This is a genomic window from Pseudomonas mandelii (assembly GCF_002251635.1).
Taxonomy (GTDB): domain Bacteria; phylum Pseudomonadota; class Gammaproteobacteria; order Pseudomonadales; family Pseudomonadaceae; genus Aquipseudomonas; species Aquipseudomonas mandelii_B.
Window position 1 is genome coordinate 12212 of sequence record NZ_NMOJ01000048.1, and the last position, 21724, is coordinate 33935.

The 21724-nt window shown below is 61.9% G+C and carries 9 protein-coding genes; 5 read left to right on the forward strand and 4 right to left on the reverse strand.

Annotation, left to right across the window (positions count from 1 at the left end; translation table 11 throughout):
* Positions 1-167: 167 nt before the first annotated feature.
* Together B7L09_RS07050 and B7L09_RS07055 are read right to left on the reverse strand one after the other, a co-directional pair.
* Positions 168-1493: an ATP-binding protein gene (locus B7L09_RS07050; RefSeq protein ID WP_094468308.1), complete on the reverse strand. Its 1326-nt coding sequence runs from the start codon at positions 1491-1493 to the stop codon at positions 168-170.
* The gene (locus B7L09_RS07055) at positions 1490-2173 is read right to left on the reverse strand and encodes a response regulator (RefSeq protein WP_094468309.1); all 684 of its coding nucleotides are present in this window, start codon (positions 2171-2173) and stop codon (positions 1490-1492) included. The genes B7L09_RS07050 and B7L09_RS07055 overlap by 4 nt, the downstream gene beginning before the upstream one ends.
* Before the next feature lie 290 nt (positions 2174-2463).
* Between B7L09_RS07055 and B7L09_RS07060 the strand changes: the two genes are divergently transcribed.
* From B7L09_RS07060 to dsbG, 4 genes are all read left to right on the forward strand, one after another.
* Positions 2464-3135: a hypothetical protein gene (locus tag B7L09_RS07060; RefSeq protein ID WP_094468310.1), complete on the forward strand. Its 672-nt coding sequence runs from the start codon at positions 2464-2466 to the stop codon at positions 3133-3135.
* Positions 3136-3248: 113 nt separating this feature from the next.
* The gene (gene dsbD / locus B7L09_RS07065; protein ID WP_094468311.1) at positions 3249-4985 is read left to right on the forward strand and encodes a protein-disulfide reductase DsbD; all 1737 of its coding nucleotides are present in this window, start codon (positions 3249-3251) and stop codon (positions 4983-4985) included.
* Positions 4985-5851 carry a TlpA disulfide reductase family protein gene (locus tag B7L09_RS07070; protein WP_094468312.1) on the forward strand — a complete coding sequence of 289 codons (867 nt, stop codon included), beginning with the start codon at positions 4985-4987 and terminating at the stop codon, positions 5849-5851. The genes dsbD and B7L09_RS07070 overlap by 1 nt, the downstream gene beginning before the upstream one ends.
* A complete protein-coding gene (gene dsbG, locus B7L09_RS07075; RefSeq protein ID WP_094468313.1) occupies positions 5827-6597 on the forward strand; it encodes a thiol:disulfide interchange protein DsbG in 771 nt (256 codons plus the stop codon). Before B7L09_RS07070 ends, dsbG begins: the two co-directional genes overlap by 25 nt.
* A 115-nt stretch (positions 6598-6712) precedes the next feature.
* Here dsbG and B7L09_RS07080 read toward each other — a convergent pair whose 3' ends face one another.
* Together B7L09_RS07080 and B7L09_RS07085 are read right to left on the reverse strand one after the other, a co-directional pair.
* Positions 6713-7525, reverse strand: a complete 813-nt coding sequence (locus tag B7L09_RS07080; RefSeq protein WP_094468314.1) for an alpha/beta fold hydrolase — start codon at positions 7523-7525, stop codon at positions 6713-6715.
* Positions 7526-7724: 199 nt separating this feature from the next.
* Positions 7725-20708 (reverse strand): non-ribosomal peptide synthetase, encoded by a 12984-nt coding sequence (locus B7L09_RS07085; protein ID WP_094468315.1) that lies wholly within the window; start codon positions 20706-20708, stop codon positions 7725-7727.
* A 378-nt stretch (positions 20709-21086) separates the two neighbouring features.
* On the opposite strand from B7L09_RS07085, the gene B7L09_RS07090 reads away from it, so the two are divergent.
* Positions 21087-21635: an RNA polymerase factor sigma-70 gene (locus B7L09_RS07090; RefSeq protein WP_094468316.1), complete on the forward strand. Its 549-nt coding sequence runs from the start codon at positions 21087-21089 to the stop codon at positions 21633-21635.
* Positions 21636-21724 lie beyond the last annotated feature (89 nt).

Sequence of the window (21724 nt, forward strand, 5' to 3'; positions counted from 1 at the left end):
GTGGCGAGTCGGTGACTAATGGAGAGAAGTTACATTTGATGTGCAACACAGCCTCCCTTGTGGGAGAGAGCCTGCTCGCGATGGCGGTGTAACAGTCAACAGGGATGTTGGATGTTATGGCCTCATCGCGAGCAGGCTCGCTCCCACAAGGGAAATTGCGGTGTTGGTTAGAGCGGTTGCAAAGGCATGGTCAATTCAACCCGCAACCCATCCGGCCGGCTGTCGAAATGCAGGGTGCAGCCGCACCTTTGGACAATCGCCTGGACAATCGCCAGGCCCAATCCGCAGCCGGTGCTCTGGCCGTTGCGCCAGAAGCGTTGGGTCAGGTGTTGCAGATCGTCTTCGGCAATGCCCGGGCCGTGGTCGCGGACCAGAAAGCGTGCTCGACTGCCAGTGGTTTCCAGGCTCAGTTCCACCGATCCGTCGCCCGGGGTATGGCGCAGGGCGTTGTCCAGCAAGTTGCGCAATGCGGCGATCGACAGCACCGCGGGCATCTGCACCGGGGCATCGGAGAACTTCGCCGGCATGTGCAGCTTGATCCGCCGACGATCACCGCTGGCCGCATCCTGAATCGCCAGTTTCGCCACCTGCTCGGCGCTGCATTGCACCCCGTCGTCGAACGACAGACTGCCCTCGACCCGCGCCAGCAGCAGCAATTGCTCCAGCGTGCGGTGCATGCGGTCGGCGCCCTCTTCTGCCCGGGCCAGGGACTGGTCGCGCGCCGCGCCTTCGGTCATGCGCGCCACTTGCAGGTGGGTCTTGATCGCCGTCAGGGGGCTGCGTAATTCGTGGGCCGCATCGCCGGTCAGGCGGCGTTCGCGCTCGATGGTCTTGCCGATGCGCTGGAACAGCTGATTCTGGGTGTCCAGCAACGGTTGAAGCTCACTGGGCAGCGGCTGGATCTGCAAGGGTTCGAGCGAATCGGCGCTGCGGCGCATCAAGGCATCGCGCATCCGGTTGAGCGGCGCCAGTCCCTGGCCAATCCCCAGCCACAACAGGCACAGGCAGCCNAGCAGCGCCACACCCACCGGCACCGAAGCGGCCAGCAATATCGACAGGTTCAACGCCTCACGCTCGATCTGCCGATCCGCCGTGGTAATGCGCAGATCACCGCGAGCCAGGGTGAAGCTGCGCCACGGCGCGCCGTCGATCATCTGATCGTGGAAGCCCATTTTCTCGGCTTCGAGGGTTTGTTGCGGATCGGTGTGACTGCGGGCGAGGATTTCGCCGCGCAACGAACTGACCTGGCAGGCCATGCCACCCGGAATATTCAGTTGTTCGGCGCTGAAATGGGTGCCCTCGCCCTTGCTCGGCAACGCGGGCAATTGTTCCATCAGGCCGGCGACCATGCGCGCCGACGCCACCAGCCGCTGGTCGAGNGAAAACATCATCTGGTTACGCAGATCGTTGAGCATCCAGGCCGCCGCCAGTACCCAGATCAGCGCAAAAGCGGCGCCGAGCGTCAGGCTCAGGCGCAAACGCAAGCTCATCACTTTTTCAATTCCTCTCCACCATCGGCCGGCCCAAGGCGATAACCCAGGCCGCGAACGGTCTCGACAATGCCATTGCCGAGTTTGCGCCGCAGGTGATGGATATGCACGTTGAGGGCGTTGCTTTCCAGCTCGTCGTTGAAACCGTAGACGCTGTCCTTCAGTTGCTCGGTGGACAGCACCCGGCCACGGTTATGCAACAAGGCCTGCAACAGCGACTGCTCACGCCGCGAGAGGTCGACGGACTGACCGCCGAGCATGGTTTCACGGCTGCTCGGGTCGTAAGTCAGACGGCCGTGTTCGATCAGGTTGACGCTGCGTCCCGCCACGCGTCGCAACAAGGTGTGCAGGCGCGCGGCGAGTTCACGCAGGTCGAATGGCTTGAGCAGGTAATCGTCGGCGCCGGCCTGCAAGCCGTCGACGCGGTCGGTGACCGAATCCCGCGCCGTGAGAATCAGCACCGGAATCTCCAGGCCACTGTGGCGCAACTGCTGCAACAGCTTCAGGCCATCTTCATCGGGAAGGCCTAGGTCGAGCACCATGACGTCGAACTCAGCCACCTTGAGCATCGCCCGGGCAGCCGATGCGGTGGCGACGTGCTCGACGGTCAGGCCTTGCGCGGTCAGGCCGGCAACAATGCCGCTGGCAATCAGCTCATCGTCTTCGCAAACCAGTACATGCATGGGAGCTCCCGGAGCAAAAAAAGCCAGTGAAGCAGCTGAGGATTAAGCCGCAATTATGGCAAGGCCTGCCGCTGACGAGAAGCGAAGGCTTTTACTGGCCGTCGTACTGGTTTAAACCAGGCCGTGTTTGATAAAAACCGCAGATTTAAAACAGACACATACTCTTATTGATTTTCGTAAAGCGATAAGCTCAATCCGCAACTAACTCACAACACGAAAACATGACAACCTGACCACAAACCTGCTCTTGAACAACCAACAAACGTTTAACTATTGAAAGGAACAACAACATGCCAATCTTGAAAAACTTTGTCACCGTCGACTGGCGCTCTGGCAAAGATGGAATTCATTTCTTCTTCAAAGACATAAATAAATACTCTCGATACAGCCTTGGCGACAGGCAAGTTCCAAAGGGATACCCGAGCGATATTTCATACGGCAACTGGAATGACTTCCACGCCCATGCCAAAAACCTACGCTTTGGCTTAACCACCACTGATCTGATCAATGAGTCTGAAGGTTATGACTCTGACGCAACATGGTTGTTTTTTTACGAAGGCACTACACCGACCGTCTGTAAGTATAATCAAGACACCGATAGAGTCAGTTATATAAAGCCTGTGGAAAATACTGGATGGGCTCCCATTCTTCCTTATTTCGATCGTATCATCGCAGTGACGTGGTGGACTCTAAACGAAACGGGCCACATATTTAAGTTCATCATGAGCGACGGAAAGCACTTCCAATTCAACTACAAAAGCAACTATTACAATCAACCCTCCATCTCCCCGACCGTCTGGAGCGGACTGTCCCCCTACCTCGACCGAATTATTACCGGCGTGCAAAAAGACAGTAATAGTGACGACAATTACAATCAGTACCTGATCTATAACATCGCGCAAAACCGTCTGGTATCCGGCCCGCATGCAGTAGACAACCAATCCTGGCCAGGCCTGATTTAAACAGTAGCGGCGGTCCTCTGATCAGCTCAGCGGGCAGCAACGGCGGCGGTTAATCATCGGTTAATCGCCGCCTCCCATTGTGCACCTCACTTGCACAGGGATAAGGCTTACCCATGCGTCGACTGTTTCTTTTTTTTGTTCTCTTGATCTCGGGTGTGGCCCAGGCAGGGACCAATCCGTTCGATACCAAACCTGAATTTTTGCCGGTGGAAAAGGCCTTTGTCTTGACCTCCGAGCGCCTCGAATCGGGTGAAACACAGCTCTTTTGGCAAATTACCGACGGTTACTACCTTTACCAGAAGCGCCTGAAATTCGAAGGATTGCCCCCGGAGCAGCAGCCGCCATTACCGGTAGGTGAAGCGCACAGTGACGAGTTCTTCGGCGAACAACAGGTCTATCGCCAAGGCCTGGAGCTGAAGATTCCGGCGGGCGCCACCGGTCAGATCAAGGTGGGCTTCCAGGGCTGTGCCGATGCCGGTTTGTGTTATCCGCCGCAGACTCAGGTCGTGGACCTGGGCGGCAACGTTACGGGTGCAACCAATGAGGCACCGGATCAGGCCCTGGCCAGCGGCCTGCAACAACGGGCGCTGGGCTGGAGTTTGCTGGTGTTCTTCGGTCTGGGCCTGCTGCTGGCCTTCACCCCTTGCTCGTTGCCGATGCTGCCGATTCTGGCCGGGTTGATTGTCGGCAGTGGGGCCACGCCCAAACGTGGCTTTGCGTTGGCGACCAGTTACGTGGTGAGCATGGCGCTGGTGTATGCGGCGATGGGCGTGCTGGCCGCGCTGCTGGGTGCGAACCTTCAGGCGCTGTTGCAGAACCCGTGGCTGCTGGGCAGCTTCGCGGCGATATTTGTCCTGCTGGCGTTACCGATGTTCGGTTTCTTCGAGCTGCAACTGCCGGTGGCGGTGCGTGATCGGCTGGAAAATGTGTCGCGCAATCAGCGTGGTGGCAGTTTGATCGGTGCCGGTGTGCTCGGTGCCTTGTCGGGGCTGCTGGTGGGGCCGTGCATGACCGCGCCACTGGCCGGCGCCCTGCTGTATATCGCCCAGAGCGGCAATGCGCTGCACGGTGGTTTGATCCTGTTCGCCATGGGCATCGGCATCGGTATTCCACTGTTGTTGCTGGTCACCGTGGGCAACCGCTTCCTGCCTAAACCGGGCAGCTGGATGGACGTGCTCAAAGGCGTGTTCGGTTTCCTGTTCCTCGCCACCGCCCTGCTGATGCTGCGCCCGGTGCTGGATCAATCGCTGTGGATCGGTCTGTGCGGCGCCTTGCTGCTGATTGCTGCCTACAGCGCCTGGAAACAGTCGGAAGGCTTCGGCCGCGTCGCCCATCTGTTCGGCGCCAGTGCGCTGTTGCTCGGGATGTGGGGCGGTCTGCTGCTGATCGGCGCCGCCGGGGGCAGTGATGATCTGCTCAAACCGTTGCAGGTCTACAGCGCCTCAGCCTCTTCCAGTCATACCGCTCGCCCGACCGGCCATGAGGCATTCACCACGATCAACAGTCCGCAAGCGCTGCAACAGGAACTGGACGCCGCACAGGCCCAGGGCCAATGGGTGCTGCTGGACTACTACGCCGACTGGTGCGTGTCGTGCAAGATCATGGAAAAACAAGTGTTCGGCAAACCNGAAGTGATGGAAGCGTTGAGCGANGTGCGCCTGCTNCGCCTGGACGTCACCGCCGACAACGCCGCCAGCCGCGAACTGCTCGGCCGCTATAAAGTGCCGGGACCACCGAGTTTTCTGTGGATCGGCGCAGACGGCCAGGAGCGTCGCAGTCATCGCATCACCGGCGAGGTCGATGCCGACGCCTTCCTGCAACGCTGGACCACCACCCGAGACGCCCGTTAATGCTGACCTTTACCCTCGGCACCTTTGCCATCGCGCTTAACCATCTGCTGCTGATCAGTGCCCTCGCGCTGGCGACGTTTGTCGGCTGGCGGGTGGCCAAGCGCGGAGGCGAGAATCCCGAGTCGGCGCTGTTCAGCCTGTTTTTACTGGGCATGCTGGCGGCGCGGGTCGGTTTCGTCGGCGTCTACTGGACACACTATCGTAACGATCCGTGGCAAATCATCGACCTGCGCGATGGCGGTTTCCTCGCCTGGCCCGGGGTGATTGTGCTGCTGCTCACCGCGTTGTATCGCGGTTGGCGTCGACCGGGGTTGCGCCGCCCGCTGGGGTTTGGCGTGGCCAGCGGTCTGGCGTTCTGGCTGCTGGCGACTTTCTCCCTGAGTATTTACGAACAAGGCACGCGCCTGCCGGAAATCGCCCTGCGCAATGCCGCCGGCGAAACCGTGCAACTGGCGGACTACAAGGGCGGGCCGCTGGTCATCAANCTCTGGGCCACCTGGTGCCCACCGTGCCGCCGGGAAATGCCGGTGCTGGAGCGCGCGCAGCATCAACGGCCGGACGTGACCTTCCTGTTCGTCAACCAGGCCGAAAGCATGCAAAGCGTCAGCACCTTCCTCGANACCCAAGGCCTGAGCCTGACCAACGTGCTGTTCGACGGCAGCGGTCGATTGGGCCAGGCCGTGGGCTCCATGGCATTGCCGACTACGCTGTTCTATAGCCCCGACGGTCGATTGCTGGGCAGCCATTTGGGTGAACTCTCGGATGCCAGCCTGGCCCGCGCCCTGGAAAACTTCGACCCCCCTTCTCCTGCCGTACCGGCCACCTTTTCAAGGAAACTGCCATGCCCCGCCTCCGCCACCTGCTGACGCTGACTCTGGGCGCAGCGTTGCTGCACCTGCCGTCGGTGCAGGCCGCCGAAGAATTGCCTGAAGCGATCAAGAAGATCGAAGCCAAGGGCGCAAAAATCGTCGGTCAGTTCGATGCGCCCGACGGACTGCGCGGGTATGCCGCGCAGTACCAGAACCGCGGCATGGCGCTGTACCTGACCCCGGATGGCAAACATGTGTTGCTGGGCAATCTGTACGACGCCGAGGGCAATGACCTGAGCAGTGCACCGTTGCAGAAACTGGTCTACGCGCCGATGTCCAAGGAAGTCTGGGCCAAGATGGAAGCCAGTAACTGGATCGCCGACGGCAAAAAAGATGCGCCACGCATCGTGTACCTGTTCAGCGACCCCAACTGCCCGTACTGCAACATGTTCTGGGAACAGGCACGGCCGTGGGTAAAAGCCGGCAAGGTACAGTTGCGGCACATCATGGTCGGGATCATTCGTGAGGACAGCCCGGGCAAATCCGCCGCGCTGCTGGCCGCCAAGGACCCGAGCAAGGCGCTGGAAGATCACGAAAAATCCGGCAAGGGCAGTTCGCTGAAAGCCCTGAAAGACGTGCCGCCGGCGATTCAGGCGAAACTGGCGGCGAACATGCAGTTGATGGAAGACCTGGAACTGCAGGCCACCCCGGCGATTTTCTACATGGACGACAAGGGCGAGCTGCAACAACAGCAAGGCGCGCCTTCGCCGGACAAGTTGGTGAAGATTCTCGGGCCCAAGTAGTTTGCTGCAAAGACTTGGTGACCACACCGGCCCCATCGCGAGCAGGCTCGCGATGGGGCCAGCAAGATCGACTNCNCCATCGCGAGCAGGCTCGCGATGGGGCCAGCAAGATCGACTAATTTCTCTCGGCTAAAAACTTCAACAATGCCTCCGTCACAAACGGCGGATTCTCCAGATTGGAGATATGCCCCGCCTCGGGCACCAGCACATACGGGCAACCAATCAACCCGGCCATTTCCTTCGTTTCCGACGGCGGCCGCGGTTTGTCCTGATCGCCACACATCACCAGCGTAGTGTCGGGATTCAGCTCGCCCAGACGTGGCAATAGATCATCCCGCCCAAACGTGATCCGCCCCATCGGCACAATGCTTTCACGCAGACGCTCAGACGGCAACGCCGCCAGTTTCGCGCGGAAATCCTGATACAGCGCCGACTGCGGATCGATCCCCGGACGGAAAAAAATCGGCACCACGATGTCGAGCAGCTGCGGCGCGATCACGCCGGTCTCTTCGATCTGCTTGAACAGCGAGAAATAGTATTGCCGAGTCGGTTCCGGCTCGACACCGACGTAGGTGTCCATCAGCACCAGACCGTTGATCCGTTGTGGCGCCGACAGCGCCAGTCGCACGCCCCACATGCCACCGACCGACAGACCGACCAGCGTGACACGATCAACGTCCAGATGATCGAGCAGCGCCAAGGCCTGGCGGGCGATGTCGTCCAATGACTTCGTGCCTTCGGGAAGTGGGCCGGATTCACCGTGACCCCACAGGTCCAGCGCAATGACCCGATAGTGTTGCGACAACGCAGTAATCTGCGGTGCCCACATGGCCTGGTCCCACAGGTAGCTGCCGGCCAGCAATACGGCCGGGCCGGTGCCTTGATCAATGTAGTGAAGGGCTTGTCCGTCAATCGTTACGAAGGGCATTGACTGTCTCCGTTGTGAAGGGAATTCAAAAAAAAAGCAGAGGCAGCCTGAGCCGGTCCGAAGCGGCAGTCAACGCGCAAATTCGCGCAAATTCGATGACGTCATCGCGAGCAGGCTCGTTCCCACAGGGGGGCTGCGAACACAGATCCATTGTGGGAGCGAGCCTGCTCGCGAAGGGGCCTTCATAGACGCTAGAGAATTACAGCCCCTCCAGCTCCGCCATCAGGTCATTGAGGCGATCCACCTTCTCCTCGGTGATGTCACTCGCCGCCAACCCGTCGATGTACTCAGCCAACTCCGCCACCGTGCTGCACTCGAACATCGCCCGTAGCGGCACATCGCGTTGCAGGGTTTTCTGCACGCGGGAGGCAATCTGCGTGGCCAGCAACGAGTGCCCGCCCAGTTCGAAGAAGTTGTCCTGTACNCCGACCTTCTCGACCTTCAGCACCTCGGCCCAAATCGCAGCCAAGGTGGTTTCCAGCGCGTTGCGCGGTGCCAGATAGTCCTGGCTGTGCAACTGGCCGATCTCCAGTTCCGGCAGGGCCTTGCGGTCCAGCTTGCGGTTGGCGTTCAGCGGCAGGCGGTCGAGCCATAGCCAATGCAGCGGCACCATGTATTCCGGCAGTTCGGCGCGCAGACGTTGCTTGATGCGTTCCAGTCGCTCCGTTGGATTGATCAAAGAATCAGCCGCGACCAAATAGCCGACCAGATGCTTGCCGTTCACGCCTTCCTGCACGCCGACGGCCGCGTCACGTACTTCCGGTTGCTCATGCAGGCGCGCTTCGATTTCACCCAACTCTATGCGATAGCCGCGAATCTTCACCTGATGGTCGATACGCCCAACGTATTCCAGCACGCCGTCACTGCGACGTCGGGCCAGGTCGCCGGTGCGATACAGACGATCCCCCGGCGCGCCAAACGGGTTTGGTACAAATACCTGAGCGGTGCGCAACGGGTCGCTGACGTAACCACGCCCGACCCCGGTGCCGGCGACGCACAATTCGCCCACCGCACCCAACGGCACCAACTCCAGCGCGCCATCGAGCAGGTACAAACGGTTGTTGTCGGTCGGCGTACCAATCGGCAGGTAGGTACCCCGGGTCGACGCCAGGTCGACGCGGAAGAACGCCACGTCATCCGAACACTCCGCCGGCCCGTAGGCATTGACCAAACCGATCTGCGGGTAGCGCAGCAGCCATTGATGCGCCAGCTCCGGCGGCATCGCTTCACCGGTCGGCAGCATCCATCGCAGGCCATCGAGGCTCATGCGNTCCTGGGCCAGCATGCCCTGGATCAGTGACGGCACGCTTTCCAGCACGGTAATGCCCTGGGCCTGCACATGCGCCAGCAACCCTTGCGGATCGTGGGCGATGGTGTTCGGCACAATGTCCACCCGCGCCCCGAACAGCGGTGCNGCNAGGAACTGCCACACCGAAATGTCGAAGCTTTGCGAGGCCGTCTGGGCGATCACATCGGTCTCGCTCAGTTGCAGGTACGGCACCTTGCTCAACTGGTTGTTCAGCATGCCGCGCTGCTCGACCATCACGCCTTTGGGCAAGCCGGTGGANCCCGAGGTGTAGATCACATAGGCNAGGTTGTCCGGGCCGCTGTAAATCTGCGGATTCGCCACCGATGCAGCGCTCGCCTGCACCTCTTCCCACACCAGCAACTTCGGCCGATTGGCGCAACTGAACGCCTCCAGCAACGCGACCGCCTGTTCCCGACAAGCCTCAGTGCAGACCAGCAACGGCGTGCGGCTCAGGTCGATGATCCGGCTCAGACGCTGACTCGGCAGCCCCGGGTCCAGCGGCAGATAACCTGCGCCAGCCTTGAAGCTGCCGATGAGCATGCCNAGCAGATCGAGATTACGTTCGGCCAGCAACGCCACCGGTTGATCCAGCCCGACCCCGGCCGCGATCAACGCATGACCGAGGCGGTTGCTGCGCTGGTTCAGTTCGACAAAAGTGTGCTGCTGATCCAGGCAACTGGCGGCAATCCGCTGCGGATGCCGGGCGACCTGCGCCTCAAACAAGGCGACATAGCTCTGCTCCAGCGGGTAATCGTGCTCGCTCTGGTTGCAGCCGTGGATCAGGAAGTCCTGCTCCTCGGCGCCCAGCAAAGGCAAGTCCGCCATGTCGCCATGGAAACCGTCGACCAGCGCCAGCAGCAAACGCTTGAACTCACCGAGCATTCGCTCGACAGTCGATTCGTCGAAATAACGCTGGTCGTAAGACAGGTGCAGCCCNAGGTCGTCGCCCGGGTAGCACACCGCCGTCAGCGGGAAGTTGGTGTGGGTGCGACCGGAATCCGAGGTGGCATTCAGGCTTTGCGCATGGTCCAGCACCGAGACTTCCACCGGCGCGTTCTCAAACACAAACAGGCTGTCGAACAGCGGCTGGCCCTTGGGCAGTTCGCTGTGCTCCTGGATAGTCACCAACGGCAGGTATTCGTACTCGCGCAGTTGCATGTTGCTGTCGAGCAAGCCGCTCAGCCACTGGCGCACACTGCAACGCTGGTCGTCCTCGGGCAGTTTCACCCGCAGCGCAATGCTGTTGATGAACAGCCCGACGGTGCGCTGCATCTGCGGCATGTCCACCGGACGCCCGGCCACCGTGACGCCGAACAGCACGTCACGATTACCGCTCAAACGNCGNAGCACTAACGCCCATGCCGCTTGGGCGAAGGTGTTGACGGTCAGCTGATGGGCCTGCGCCAGTTCACGCAGTTGCGCGCCGTCACGGGCATCGAGGCGCGTGTAACAGTCGCCCACCACCATGCCACCGCTATGACCCGCATGCTCACGCAGGAACGGCCGGTCGCTGGGGATCGGCGTAGTGCGCTCGAANCCTTGCAGGTTGGTTTTCCACCACTGTCGCGCTTCGGCCAGGCTCTGGCGTTGCAGCCAGCCAATGTAGTCGCGATAGCGCGGCGGCANNGCCAGTTGCGCATCGCGGCCTTCGCCGAGGGCCATGTAGATCTCGAAGAAGTCATTCATCAGCAGCGAACGACACCAGGCATCGATCAGGATGTGGTGGTTGCTCATCATGAACCAGTAGCGCGCTTCGCCGACGCGGATCAGGCGCAGGTGGAACGGCGCCTGATTGAGCAGATCGAACCCGGCTTCACGCTCGCTTTTGAGCAACGCTTGCAGTTTCGGCTCTTGCTCGGCATGGGCAATTTCCGTCCAGTCGAGGACCTCGATCGGCGTGCTGCCGGGTTTGTGGATCACTTGCAGCATGTCTTCGCCGACGTTCCAGCAGAACGACGCACGCAAGGCTTCATGCCGCGCGATCACTGCCTGCCAGGCCTGCGCAAAACGCTCGGGGTCCAGCGCGCTGTTGATGCGGTAGCGGTCCTGCATGTAATAGAGGCCGGTGCCCGGCTCCAGCAGGGTGTGCAGCAGCAAGCCTTCCTGCATCGGGGTCAGCGGGTACACGTCTTCGATGGCGGCGGCCGGGATTGGCAACGCGTCGATTTGCGGCTGGGTCAGTTTCGCCAACGGGAAGTCCGACGGCGTCAGGCCTCCCGCATCGTCGCGCAGGCAATGTTCGATCAGGCTTTGCAGTTCGCCAAGATAAGCGTTGGCCAGGTCGGTGATGGCTTGCGGATCGTGGCGTTCGGCGCTGAAGGTCCAGCGCAGCACCAGCTCACCGCCATACACCTGACTGTCGATGCTCAGCTCATTGGGCAGCGGCGCATGGGGATCGTGGGCCGCGCCGACGGGCTCGTCCAGCGGACGGAACAAGGCGTCAGCGCCGAAGCTCTGGTCGAACTGACCGAGGTAGTTGAAGGTGATCGGCGCNNNNGGCAGTGCGGCCAGGGTCTGCTTGCACAGGTCATCCGCCAGGTAGCGCAGCACGCCATAACCCAAACCTTTGTGCGGCACGCCGCGCAGTTGCTCCTTGATGGCCTTGATCGAGTCTCCCGGCCCGCCTTGCGGCGTCAGGCGCAGTGGATAAGCGCTGGTGAACCAGCCNACGGTGCGGGTCAGGTCGATCTCATCGAACAGGGNTTCGCGGCCGTGGCCTTCGAGTTGAATCAGCGCCGATTCCTCTCCGTTCCAATTGCACAGCACCCGAGCCAACGCGGTCAGCAGCAGGTCGTTGACTTGCGTGCGATAGGCACTCGGCGCCTGTTGCAGCAACTGGCGAGTACGCTCGGCATCGAGGCGCACGCTGACGGTTTGTGCATGCCGGTTCTGCCGCCCGCCCTCAGGACGATCACACGGCAACTCTGCACTCGGCCCGGCCAGTTGCGCCTGCCACCAGCTCAGTTCTTCACGCAGGGATTCGCTGCCGGCATAAGCCTGCAAACGGGCGGACCAATCCTTGAACGCACTGGTTTTCGCCGGCAGTTTGACCGACTGCCCAGCGTCCAGTTGACGGTAGACGGTTTGCAGATCGTCCAGCAGCACCCGCCACGAAACACCGTCCACCACCAGGTGGTGAATGGCGATGAACAGCCGTTGTACGCCCTCGGGACCATCGACCAGCAGCACGCGCATCAGCGGCCCCTGTTCGAGGTCGAGGCTGCGCTGGGCATCGGCGAACAGCGCGGCGCATTTGTCCATGGACGACACTCGCACTTGCCACAGCACCGGCACGTCGGAAATCACCTGATGCTCGGCGCGCCATTGCGCGCCGGTTTGAGTGAATCGCAACCGCAAGGCATCGTGCTGTTCGATCACCGCCAGCAGCGCTTGCTCCAGGCGATGGGGTTCCAGCGCGACGGCCGGCTCCAGCAGCAACGCCTGGTTCCAGTGCTGACGCTCGGGAATGTCAGTGTCGAAGAACCAGTGCTGAATCGGCGTCAGACGCGATTCACCGGTGAGCAGGCCTTGCTCGGCGGTGATCTGCTCGGTGCGGGTNGCAACGGCCGCCAGGGTTTGCACGGTCTGGTGCTGGAACAGGTCGCGAGGGCTGAAATGAATNCCCTGCTGCCGCGCACGGCTGACCACCTGGATCGACAGAATCGAATCGCCGCCCAGTTCGAAGAAGTTGTCGTTGAGGCCCACTTGCTCGACGTTCAGCACCTCGCACCAGATGCCGGCCAACGTCAGCTCCAGCTCATTGCTTGGCGCCACGTAGTGTTGACGGTTGAGTTCCGGGTCCGGCGCNGGCAAGGCGCGGCGGTCGAGTTTGCCGTTGGCGGTCAGCGGCATGCTGGCCAGCANGATCAGGTGCGTCGGCACCATGTAATCCGGCAGTTGCGATTTGAGGTGATGCTTCAAGGCTTCGCGCAGTGCCGCTTGTTGCGTTTCGTCCTGCTCGGCAACGTCGGTCACCAGATAGCCGACCAGTTGTTTGCCGCTCGGCGCGTCGAGCGCCAGCACCACCGCTTCGCGCACGGCTGCGTGTTCCAGCAGACGGGTTTCGATTTCGCCCAGCTCGATGCGGAAACCGCGAATTTTCACTTGATGGTCGATCCGGCCCAGGTATTCCACCAGGCCGTCGGCGCGTTGGCGCACCAGGTCGCCGGTGCGGTACAGACGNCCGCCATCGGCGGCGAATGGATCCGCCACAAACCGTTCGGCGGTCATGCCTGGTCGCTGGTGATAACCCTGCGCCAGACCGGCGCCACCGACGAACAACTCACCGGTCGCGCCTTGCGGTACCAAGGCCAGGTCGGCATCGAGGATGTAGGCGACCCGCGCGCCGATCACGCTGCCGATCGGCACGCTGGCCAAGCCTTCTTCCAGCTGTTCCGGTGCGAGACTGGCCAATGGCATGACCACGGTTTCGGTCGGGCCGTAGGCGTTGAAAAACAGGCTTGGTTTGAACGCCGCACGGATTCGCGTCAGGTGTTCACCGGTCAGCGCTTCGCCACCGGTGATGCACATGCGCACCGGNANGGTTTCGCCCTGGGTCGCCAGCCACTGCGCCAATTGGCTGCCGTAGCTTGGGGTGAAGCCGAGGATGTTGATGTGGTGGCGACGAATGAGCCCGCAGATTTCTTCCGCGTCCCATTGGCCTTGGGCGCGCAGGACAACGTGCGCGCCACTCAACAGCGGCACCAGCAAACGCTCGGTGGCGGCGTCGAAATTGATCGAATAGAAGTGCAGCTCGCAGTCGTCCGGGCGCATGCCGAAGCGCTCGATCACGGCTTGGCAATGCATGGCGATTTCACCGTGGGAGACCACCACGCCTTTGGGCTTGCCGGTGGAGCCNGAGGTGTAAATCAGGTACGCCTGATGTTGCGGGAAGGTGATAAACGGCAGTTCGGTGGCCGGGTAATGGGCCAACTCGGCGGCGTCCTCTTCGAGGCACCAACGGCCGACGCTGGCCGGCAATTCACCGAGCGCGTCGAACATGGCTGCATCACTGAGCAGCAGGCCGATGCCGCTGTCTTCGATCATGTAGTGCAGGCGNTCCAGCGGGTATTCCGGGTCCAGCGGCACATAGGCGCCACCCGCCTTGAGGATCGCCAGCAAGCCGACGACCATTTCCAGGGAACGCTCNAGCGCCAGGCCGACACGAACCTGCGGGCCGACACCGCGCTCGCGGAGCATCCAGGCCAGGCGATTGGCGCGGCTGTCGAGTTCGGCGTAGCTCAGGGTTTCACCCGCAAACGTCAACGCCGGTGCGTCTTTGCGGGCAAGGGCCTGCTCGCTGAACAGGTGATGAATGCATTGATCGAGGCGATGCTCGCCCGGTTCGACGCCAAGGCTGTCCAACAGCTTTTGCTGCTCGCCGGCTTCGAGCAACGGCAGCTCACTGAGGCGCTGTTGCGGATCGGTCAGCAGCGCTTCCAGCAGATTGCGCCAGTGCCCGGCCATGCGCGCAATGCGCGGTTCGTCGAACAGGTCGGTGCTGTAGGTCAGGCAGCAACCCAGGCGATGGTCGAGGTCGGTGACTTCCAGGTTGAGGTCGAACTTGGTCGCACGCGCATCGTTGGCCAGGTACTCGACGGTCATGCCGGCCAGTTGGCGGCTTTGCTGGAACTCCCAGCGCTGCACGTTGCACATCACCTGGAACAGTGGGTTGTACGCCGCGCTGCGCGGAGGTTGCAGGGCTTCCACCAAGTGGTCGAACGGCAGGTCCTGATGGGACTGGCCTTCGATCACGGTGTGGCGCACGTGCTCGAACAACTCGCCAACCTGCATCTGCCCATTGAGCTGGCAACGCAGCACTTGGGTGTTGAGGAACGCACCGATCAACCCTTCGCTTTCCGGGCGAATGCGGTTGGCCACGGGCGCACCGATGCGCAGGTCGGTCTGGCCGCTGTAGCGGTAGAGCAACACTGCCAAGGTGGCGGTCATGGTCATGAACAGGGTCAGACCGTTTTGCGCGTTGAAAGCGCGCACCCGTGCGGCGAGGTCATCGCTCAGGTCGAAACGGAACAGTTCGCCCTGATGGCTTTGCACCGGTGGCCGTGGGCGGTCGCCGGGCAGTTCGAGCAATGGATGCTCGTGACCCAGTTGTGCGGTCCAGTAGTCGAGTTGACGCTGGCGCTCACCCGACTCCAGCCACTGGCGCTGCCACACGCTGTAGTCGAGGTATTGCACCGGCAGCGGCGCCAGTGGTGAGTCGCGCTCGTCGATAAAGGCTTCGTACAACGCGCTGAGTTCACGGGCAAAGATGTCCATGGCCCAGCCTTCGGTGACGATGTGGTGCAGGGTCAGCACCAGGTAGTGCTCTTGCTCGGCGGTCTTGACCAGACACGCGCGCAGCAGCGGACCGGTTTCCAGGTCGAACGGTTTATGCGCCTCATCGTCAGCCAGTTGCTGCACCCGTTGCTCGCGGCTGTCGGCCTCCAGCGCCGAGAAGTCCTTCCAGTCCATGCGCATGCCGGTTTGCGCATGCACCTGTTGCCGGGCCACGCCGTCGATGCTCGGGAAAGTGGTGCGCAGGGTTTCGTGGCGCATGATCAGCGCTTGCAACGCCGCCTCAAAACGCCCGACATCGAGTACACCGCNNAGCCGCGCCATACCGCCAACGTTGTAGGCCGGACTGTCCGGCTCCATTTGCCAGAGGAACCACATGCGTTGCTGGGAATACGACAGCGGCACCGGTTGGTTGCGGTCGACTTTCTCGATCGGCGGTTGTTGGTTGGTCTTGCCGCTGGCCTGGATCAGTTGAACCTGTTCGGCGAACGCCCCCAGCTCACTGTTTTCGAACAAGGTGCGCAACGGCAACTCGACGTCGCAGGCCTGGCGGGTGCGGGAGATGATTTGCGTGGCCAGCAGCGAGTGGCCGCCGAGGGCGAAGAAGTCGTCACGCAGGCCGATCTGCGCAAGGCCGAGCACTTCGCGCCAGATGCCGGCGATTTGCTGCTCCAGCGCAGTGACCGGCTCGACGTGTTCGCGCACTTGCCATTGCGGTTCGGGCAAGGCACGACGGTCGAGTTTGCCGCTTGGGCTCAAGGGCATTTCGTCCAGCCGCATCAGCTGCGCCGGGACCATGTATTCCGGCAATTCGGCCGCCAGCGCGGCTTTCAGGCGTGCGGATTGAACACCAACCTCTTCAATGGAATCGGTGGCGGTGTAGTAACCGATCAACTGGCCACCGGCTGCCGTTTCGCGCACCAGCACCACGGCTTGGGCAATGCCCTCCTGGGCCAGCAAACGGGCTTCGATTTCTTCGGGTTCGACACGGAAGCCACGCAACTTGACCTGCTGATCCAGGCGACCGAGGTATTCGAGCACGCCATCGGCGCTCCAGCGCACACGGTCNCCGGTGCGGTACAGACGCGCGCCCTGCTCGCCCAGTGGATCGACGACAAAACGTTCAGCGGTCAGCCCCGGACGGCCCAGATAGCCACGGGCCAGGCCGATGCCGCTGATGCACAGTTCACCCGGCACACCGGCCGGCACTGGATTGAGGTCGCTGTCGAGTACACGGCACACCACGTTGCCCAACGGGCGGCCAATCGGCGAGCGCTCGCCATCGGCGCGGGTGCAGTGCCAATGGGTGACGTTGATTGCAGTTTCGGTCGGACCGTAGCGGTTGTGCAGTTGCACCGCCGGCAACNGTTGCAGCACGCGGTTGCGCAGTTCGGCGGGCAAGGCTTCGCCACCGGAGAACACGCGGCGCAGGCTGGTGCATTCGGCGGTCAGCGGCTCATCAATGAACAACGAAAGCAGTGGCGGTACGAAGTGCAGCGTGGTCACGCCGTATTGCTGAACCAGCTGAGCGATGCGGTGCGGATCGCGATGCTCGCCNGGNCCCGCCATCACCAGACGGGCGCCGGTAATCAGCGGCCAGAAGCATTCCCACACCGACACGTCGAAACTGATCGGGGCTTTTTGCAGCAGCACATCGGTGTCGTTCAGTTGATAGGTGGCCTGCATCCACTGCAAGCGTTCAGCCAGGGCTGCATGGGTATTGCCCACACCTTTGGGCTGGCCGGTGGAACCGGAGGTATAAATCACGTAGGCGAGGTTGTCGCCATTGAGGTGCAGGCCCGGNGCCTGACTTGGCCAGTTCTCCAGATGCAGCGCATCCATGGCGATCACGCTGACGCCGTCGGTGGCCGGCAGGCGTTCGAGCAACTGGGTCTGGGTCAGCAGCAACTCGACGCCGCTGTCGCTGAGCATGTAGGCCAGGCGGTCGGCGGGGTAATCCGGGTCCAGTGGTACATAGGCGCCACCGGCCTTGATGATTGCAAGCAGGCCGATCAGCAGTTGCGGTGAACGCTCGGCGGCGATGGCCACGCACACATCCGGGCCGACGCCTTTGTCACGCAGGTAGTGGGCCAGGCGGTTAGCCTGGGTATGCAGTTCGGCGAAATCGAGGGCGCCGCCGTCCCAGATCAGCGCGGTGCGTTCCGGGGTCTGGCGCGCTTGCTCATTGAGCATTTCCGGCAACCATTGGCTGGCCGGTGTGCACGGCGCGGCGCTCCAGGACGTTTGTTGGTCGAGTTCGCTTGCGCTCAGCAGTGGCAGGTCGCCGATGGCGGCGGACGGTTGCTCGCAAATGGCTCGCAGCAGGTGGCTGAAATGCTCGGCCAGACGTTCGATGGTCGTCGCGTCGAACAGTTCGCTGGCGTAGTCGAAGGACAGGCTCAGGCGACCCCTCTGGTCTTCTTCACTGTGCAGTTGCAGGTCGAACTTGGCTTCGCGGCTGTGCCACGGCAATTCATCGGCGAGCATGCCCGGCAGGCGGCGCAAGGCACTCAGGTCGCGCTGCTGGTGGTTGAACATGACCTGGAACAGGCCTTGTTCNCGGGCTTGCGGGAAGGCTTCGAGCAGTTGCTCGAACGGCAGATCCTGATGCGCTTGTGCACCCAGCGCGGCCTGGCGGGTTTGCGCCAACAGCTCCACGAATGACAGGCGCGAATCCACCTCGGCACGCAGCACCTGGGTGTTGATGAAGAAGCCGATCAGCCCTTGGGTTTCCAGGCGCGGACGGTTGGCANTCGGCACGCCGATGCGGATGTCGCGCTGACCGCTGTAGCGATAAAGCAGGCTCTGGAACGCGGAGAGCAACAGCATGAACGGCGTCGATTCATGCGCCTGGGCGGTCTGGCGAATGGCATCGCTCAAGGTCGCGGCGAGCTTTATCGAATGGCGAGCAGCACTGTGAATGTGCTGCGCCGAGCGCGGGTGATCGGTGGCCAGATTCAGCGTTGGATGCTCTTCGCCCAGCTGCTCTTTCCAGTAGGCGAGTTGACGCTCGCCCTCCCCTTGCGCCAGCCATTGACGCTGCCAGCTGCCGTAGTCGGCGTATTGGGTCGGCAAAGCGCAAAACGTGGCTTTTTGTCCCTGGCAGGCAGCCGCGTACAGGCGCGAGAACTCGTCGATCAGCACATTCAGCGACCAACCATCGGCGATGATGTGATGCATCGTCACCAGCAGTTGATGGTCCTCGTCGTCGAGGCGCACCAGCGTCACCCACAGCAGTGGGCCTTTCTCCAGATCAAACTGGGTGCGGGCTTCGTCCTCACGGATTTGCAGCGCACGGGCTTCACGCTCGGCGGCGGGCAGGTCGCTGATGTCGATCAATTGAAGGTTGAAGTCGCCCGCCGCATCGACCTGTTGCAGCGCCACGCCGTCCCGTTCGAAGAACCGTGTGCGCAGGGATTCATGACGCTCGATCAGTTGCTGGAAACTGGCGCGCAAGGCGTCTTCGTCCAGCTCGCCACGCAGGCGCAAGGCCCCGGGAATGGTGTAGGCGCTGCTCTGCGGGTCGAGTTGCCAGGTGATCCACAGGCGGTTTTGCGCCAGGGATTGCGGCATCGGTTCGTTGCGCGACAGCGAGGTGATCGCGCCCTGAGCCAGGCCGCCATCCTGTTGCAGCTGAGCGACAGCGGCGGTGAAGGTCGCCAGGGTCGGCGCTTCGAACAGCATGCGCAGGTTCAGCTCCAGCCCCAGGGTTTCGCGCAGGCGCGCAACTACTTGGGTGGCGGTGATGGAATTGCCACCGAGCAAGAAGAAGTGATCGTCGGCGCCGACCTGTTTGACCTGCAGTTGTTCGCTCCAGATCTGGCCAATCAAGGCTTGCAGCTCAGAACTTGATTCGGCTTTGGCTTCGCTCTGAACATCTGCCGACGGGAACAGCGCATAGCTGTCGAGGCTGCCGTCCGCCAGGCGATTGCGGCAGGCCGAACGTTGCAGTTTGCCGCTGGAGGTTTTGGGCAATGCGCCCGGATTGAGCAACACCACCACGCTCGGGGCTTGTTGATAAGCCTCGGCCACCGCTTGGCGGATCGCCTTGATCAGTGCTTCGGGCGGCAGGATTTTCTGCACGCTGCGGCTGATTTCTGCAGCAATGCCGATGCCTTCCAGGCCCTGGTCATTTACCGCAAACGCGGCGACGCGGCCCTTGCGCACCACTTCCACTTCGCGCTCGATGGTCTGTTCGATGTCCTGGGGGTACAGGTTGTGACCGCGAACGATCAGCATGTCCTTCAGGCGCCCGGTGATGAACAGCTCACCGTCACGCATGAAACCCAGGTCGCCCGTGCGCAGCCAGGTCCGNTCGTTGTGTTGCACGAATGTCTTGGCGGTGGCTTCGGGGTTGCGCCAGTAGCCATGGGCGATGCTCGGGCCGGCGGCCCAGACTTCGCCGACCGCGTTGTCGGCCAGTTCATTGACCGCGACCGGGTCGACGATCAGCACCTCATGGTCCGGCTGACTGATGCCGCAACTCATGATCGCGCTGCCTTCGCCAGGCTCTGCGCGGTTTTGGGCCAAGGCGTGATCGTCCACGCGCAGGTTGCCGATGCCCTGCCCGCGCGGGGTTCCGGCGACAAACAAGGTGGCTTCGGCCAACCCGTAGGACGCCATGAAACTGTCGGTGGTGAAACCGCACACCGCGAACTTTTCGCCGAAGCGATCGAGGGTGTCGAGACGAATCGGTTCAGAGCCGGAATACGCCACGCGCCAGCCGCTCAGGTCGAGGCGCTCCAGCGCTGATTCGCTGACCCGCTCACTGCACAGGCGATAGGCGAAATCCGGACCGCCGCTGATGGTGCCGCCGTATTCGCTGATTGCCTCCAGCCAGCGCAACGGCCGACCGAGGAAGTACGCCGGCGACATCAACACACACGGCACGCCGCTGAAAATGGGTTGCAACAAGCCGCCGATCAGGCCCATGTCGTGGTACAGCGGCAGCCAGCTGACGATCACGTCATCCGGGTTGAGGTCGATGCCGAAACCGCGACGGATCAGCACTTCGTTGGCCACCAGGTTGCCGTGGCTGACTTGTACGCCCTTGGGCAGCGCGGTGGAGCCCGACGTGTATTGCAGGAAGGCGATGTGGTCGTCGGCCAGGTTCGGCGCGATCCAGCGGTCGGCCAGGGCACCTTCGAGAGTGTCGACACACAGCAGCGGCGGCGCACCTTCAATCTGCAGCAAGGCGTCGCGCAGGCCGGCGCTGGTCAGCAGCAAGCGCGGCTCGGCATCGCTGATGATCGACAGCAGACGTTCCTGGTGATGACGTTTAGCCGACTCCGGCGGATAGGCCGGCACCGCAATCACGCCGGCGTACAGGCAACCAAAAAACGCCGCCACGTAGTCCGGACCACTCGGGAACAGCAGCACGGCGCGATCGCCGAATTCAGCTTCGGCCTGCAACGCACCGGCAATGGTTCGCGCCCGCTGATCCAGCTCGCGATAACTGAGGACCACCGCCTGATCCGGGGTGTCGGCGAGAAAACGCAAGGCCACCCGGTCCGGCGTCAGGGCCGCGCGGCGCTGGAGGGCTTGGACCAGATTGCTTGGGAGTTCGAACGCGTCGGTCATGAGGTTTCCTGCCTGAATTCGGCTTGCAAATGGAATCGGTTTTCTTACGTCACGCCCATTAAAGGGCATGCAGGACGCGGTCTTCGCCGACTGCGCAAGGCATTGGGAATGCTGTTTTGGCCGGGATTGACCCGGCACCTTTCACCAATGAGAACGGATGGCGTCTTGAAATAATTAGTCGGCAGGCTTGATCGCCAGCGGGGCCAAGTGCTGCAAGCGAGTGCGGCAGCGTGTCGCAGTTCTCACTCTGCACCGTTGAGGAGCATTAGTTCTCTTTCTCAATTGACAATCATTATCATTCAGCATAATTTGTCGCTCGATGTGTAGGACGCCCCCCCNCGCCCTCCCCCCTACCTCTTTTGCGACAAGGTGATTTCCATGACGGAACAAGTATCCACAGGCAGGTGCGACTCACCCCTTCTGCAGGCCTTTGTCGACAACCGACTGATTCTGGTCAAGATTGCAGCGCGAATTACCGGCTGCCGGTCGCGTGCTGAAGACGTGGTCCAGGATGCGTTTTTCCGACTGCAATCGGCGCCGCAAATCACGTCATCCTTCAAGGCTCAGCTCAGTTATCTGTTCCAGATCGTGCGNAACCTGGCGATCGACCACTATCGCAAGCAGGCGCTGGAGCAGAAATACTCCGGCCCGGAAGAGGAAGGTCTGAACGTGGTGATTCAGGGTGCTTCGCCGGAAACCTCGCACATCAATTTCTCGACCCTGGAAAACATCGCCGATGCGCTGACGGAGCTGCCGAGCCGCACCCGCTACGCCTTCGAGATGTACCGGCTGCACGGCGTGCCGCAAAAGGATATCGCCAAGGAACTGGGCGTATCGCCAACCTTGGTGAACTTCATGATTCGCGATGCGCTGGTGCACTGCCGCAAGGTGTCGGGCAATCGCGTGGATACCTTTGCCCGTCGTTGAATCTGGAATTTGTGTTGCCCCAATCGCGAGCAAGCTCGCTCCCACAGTTGATCTCGAGTGCCCACAGATTTTGTGTTCACAGGAGATCC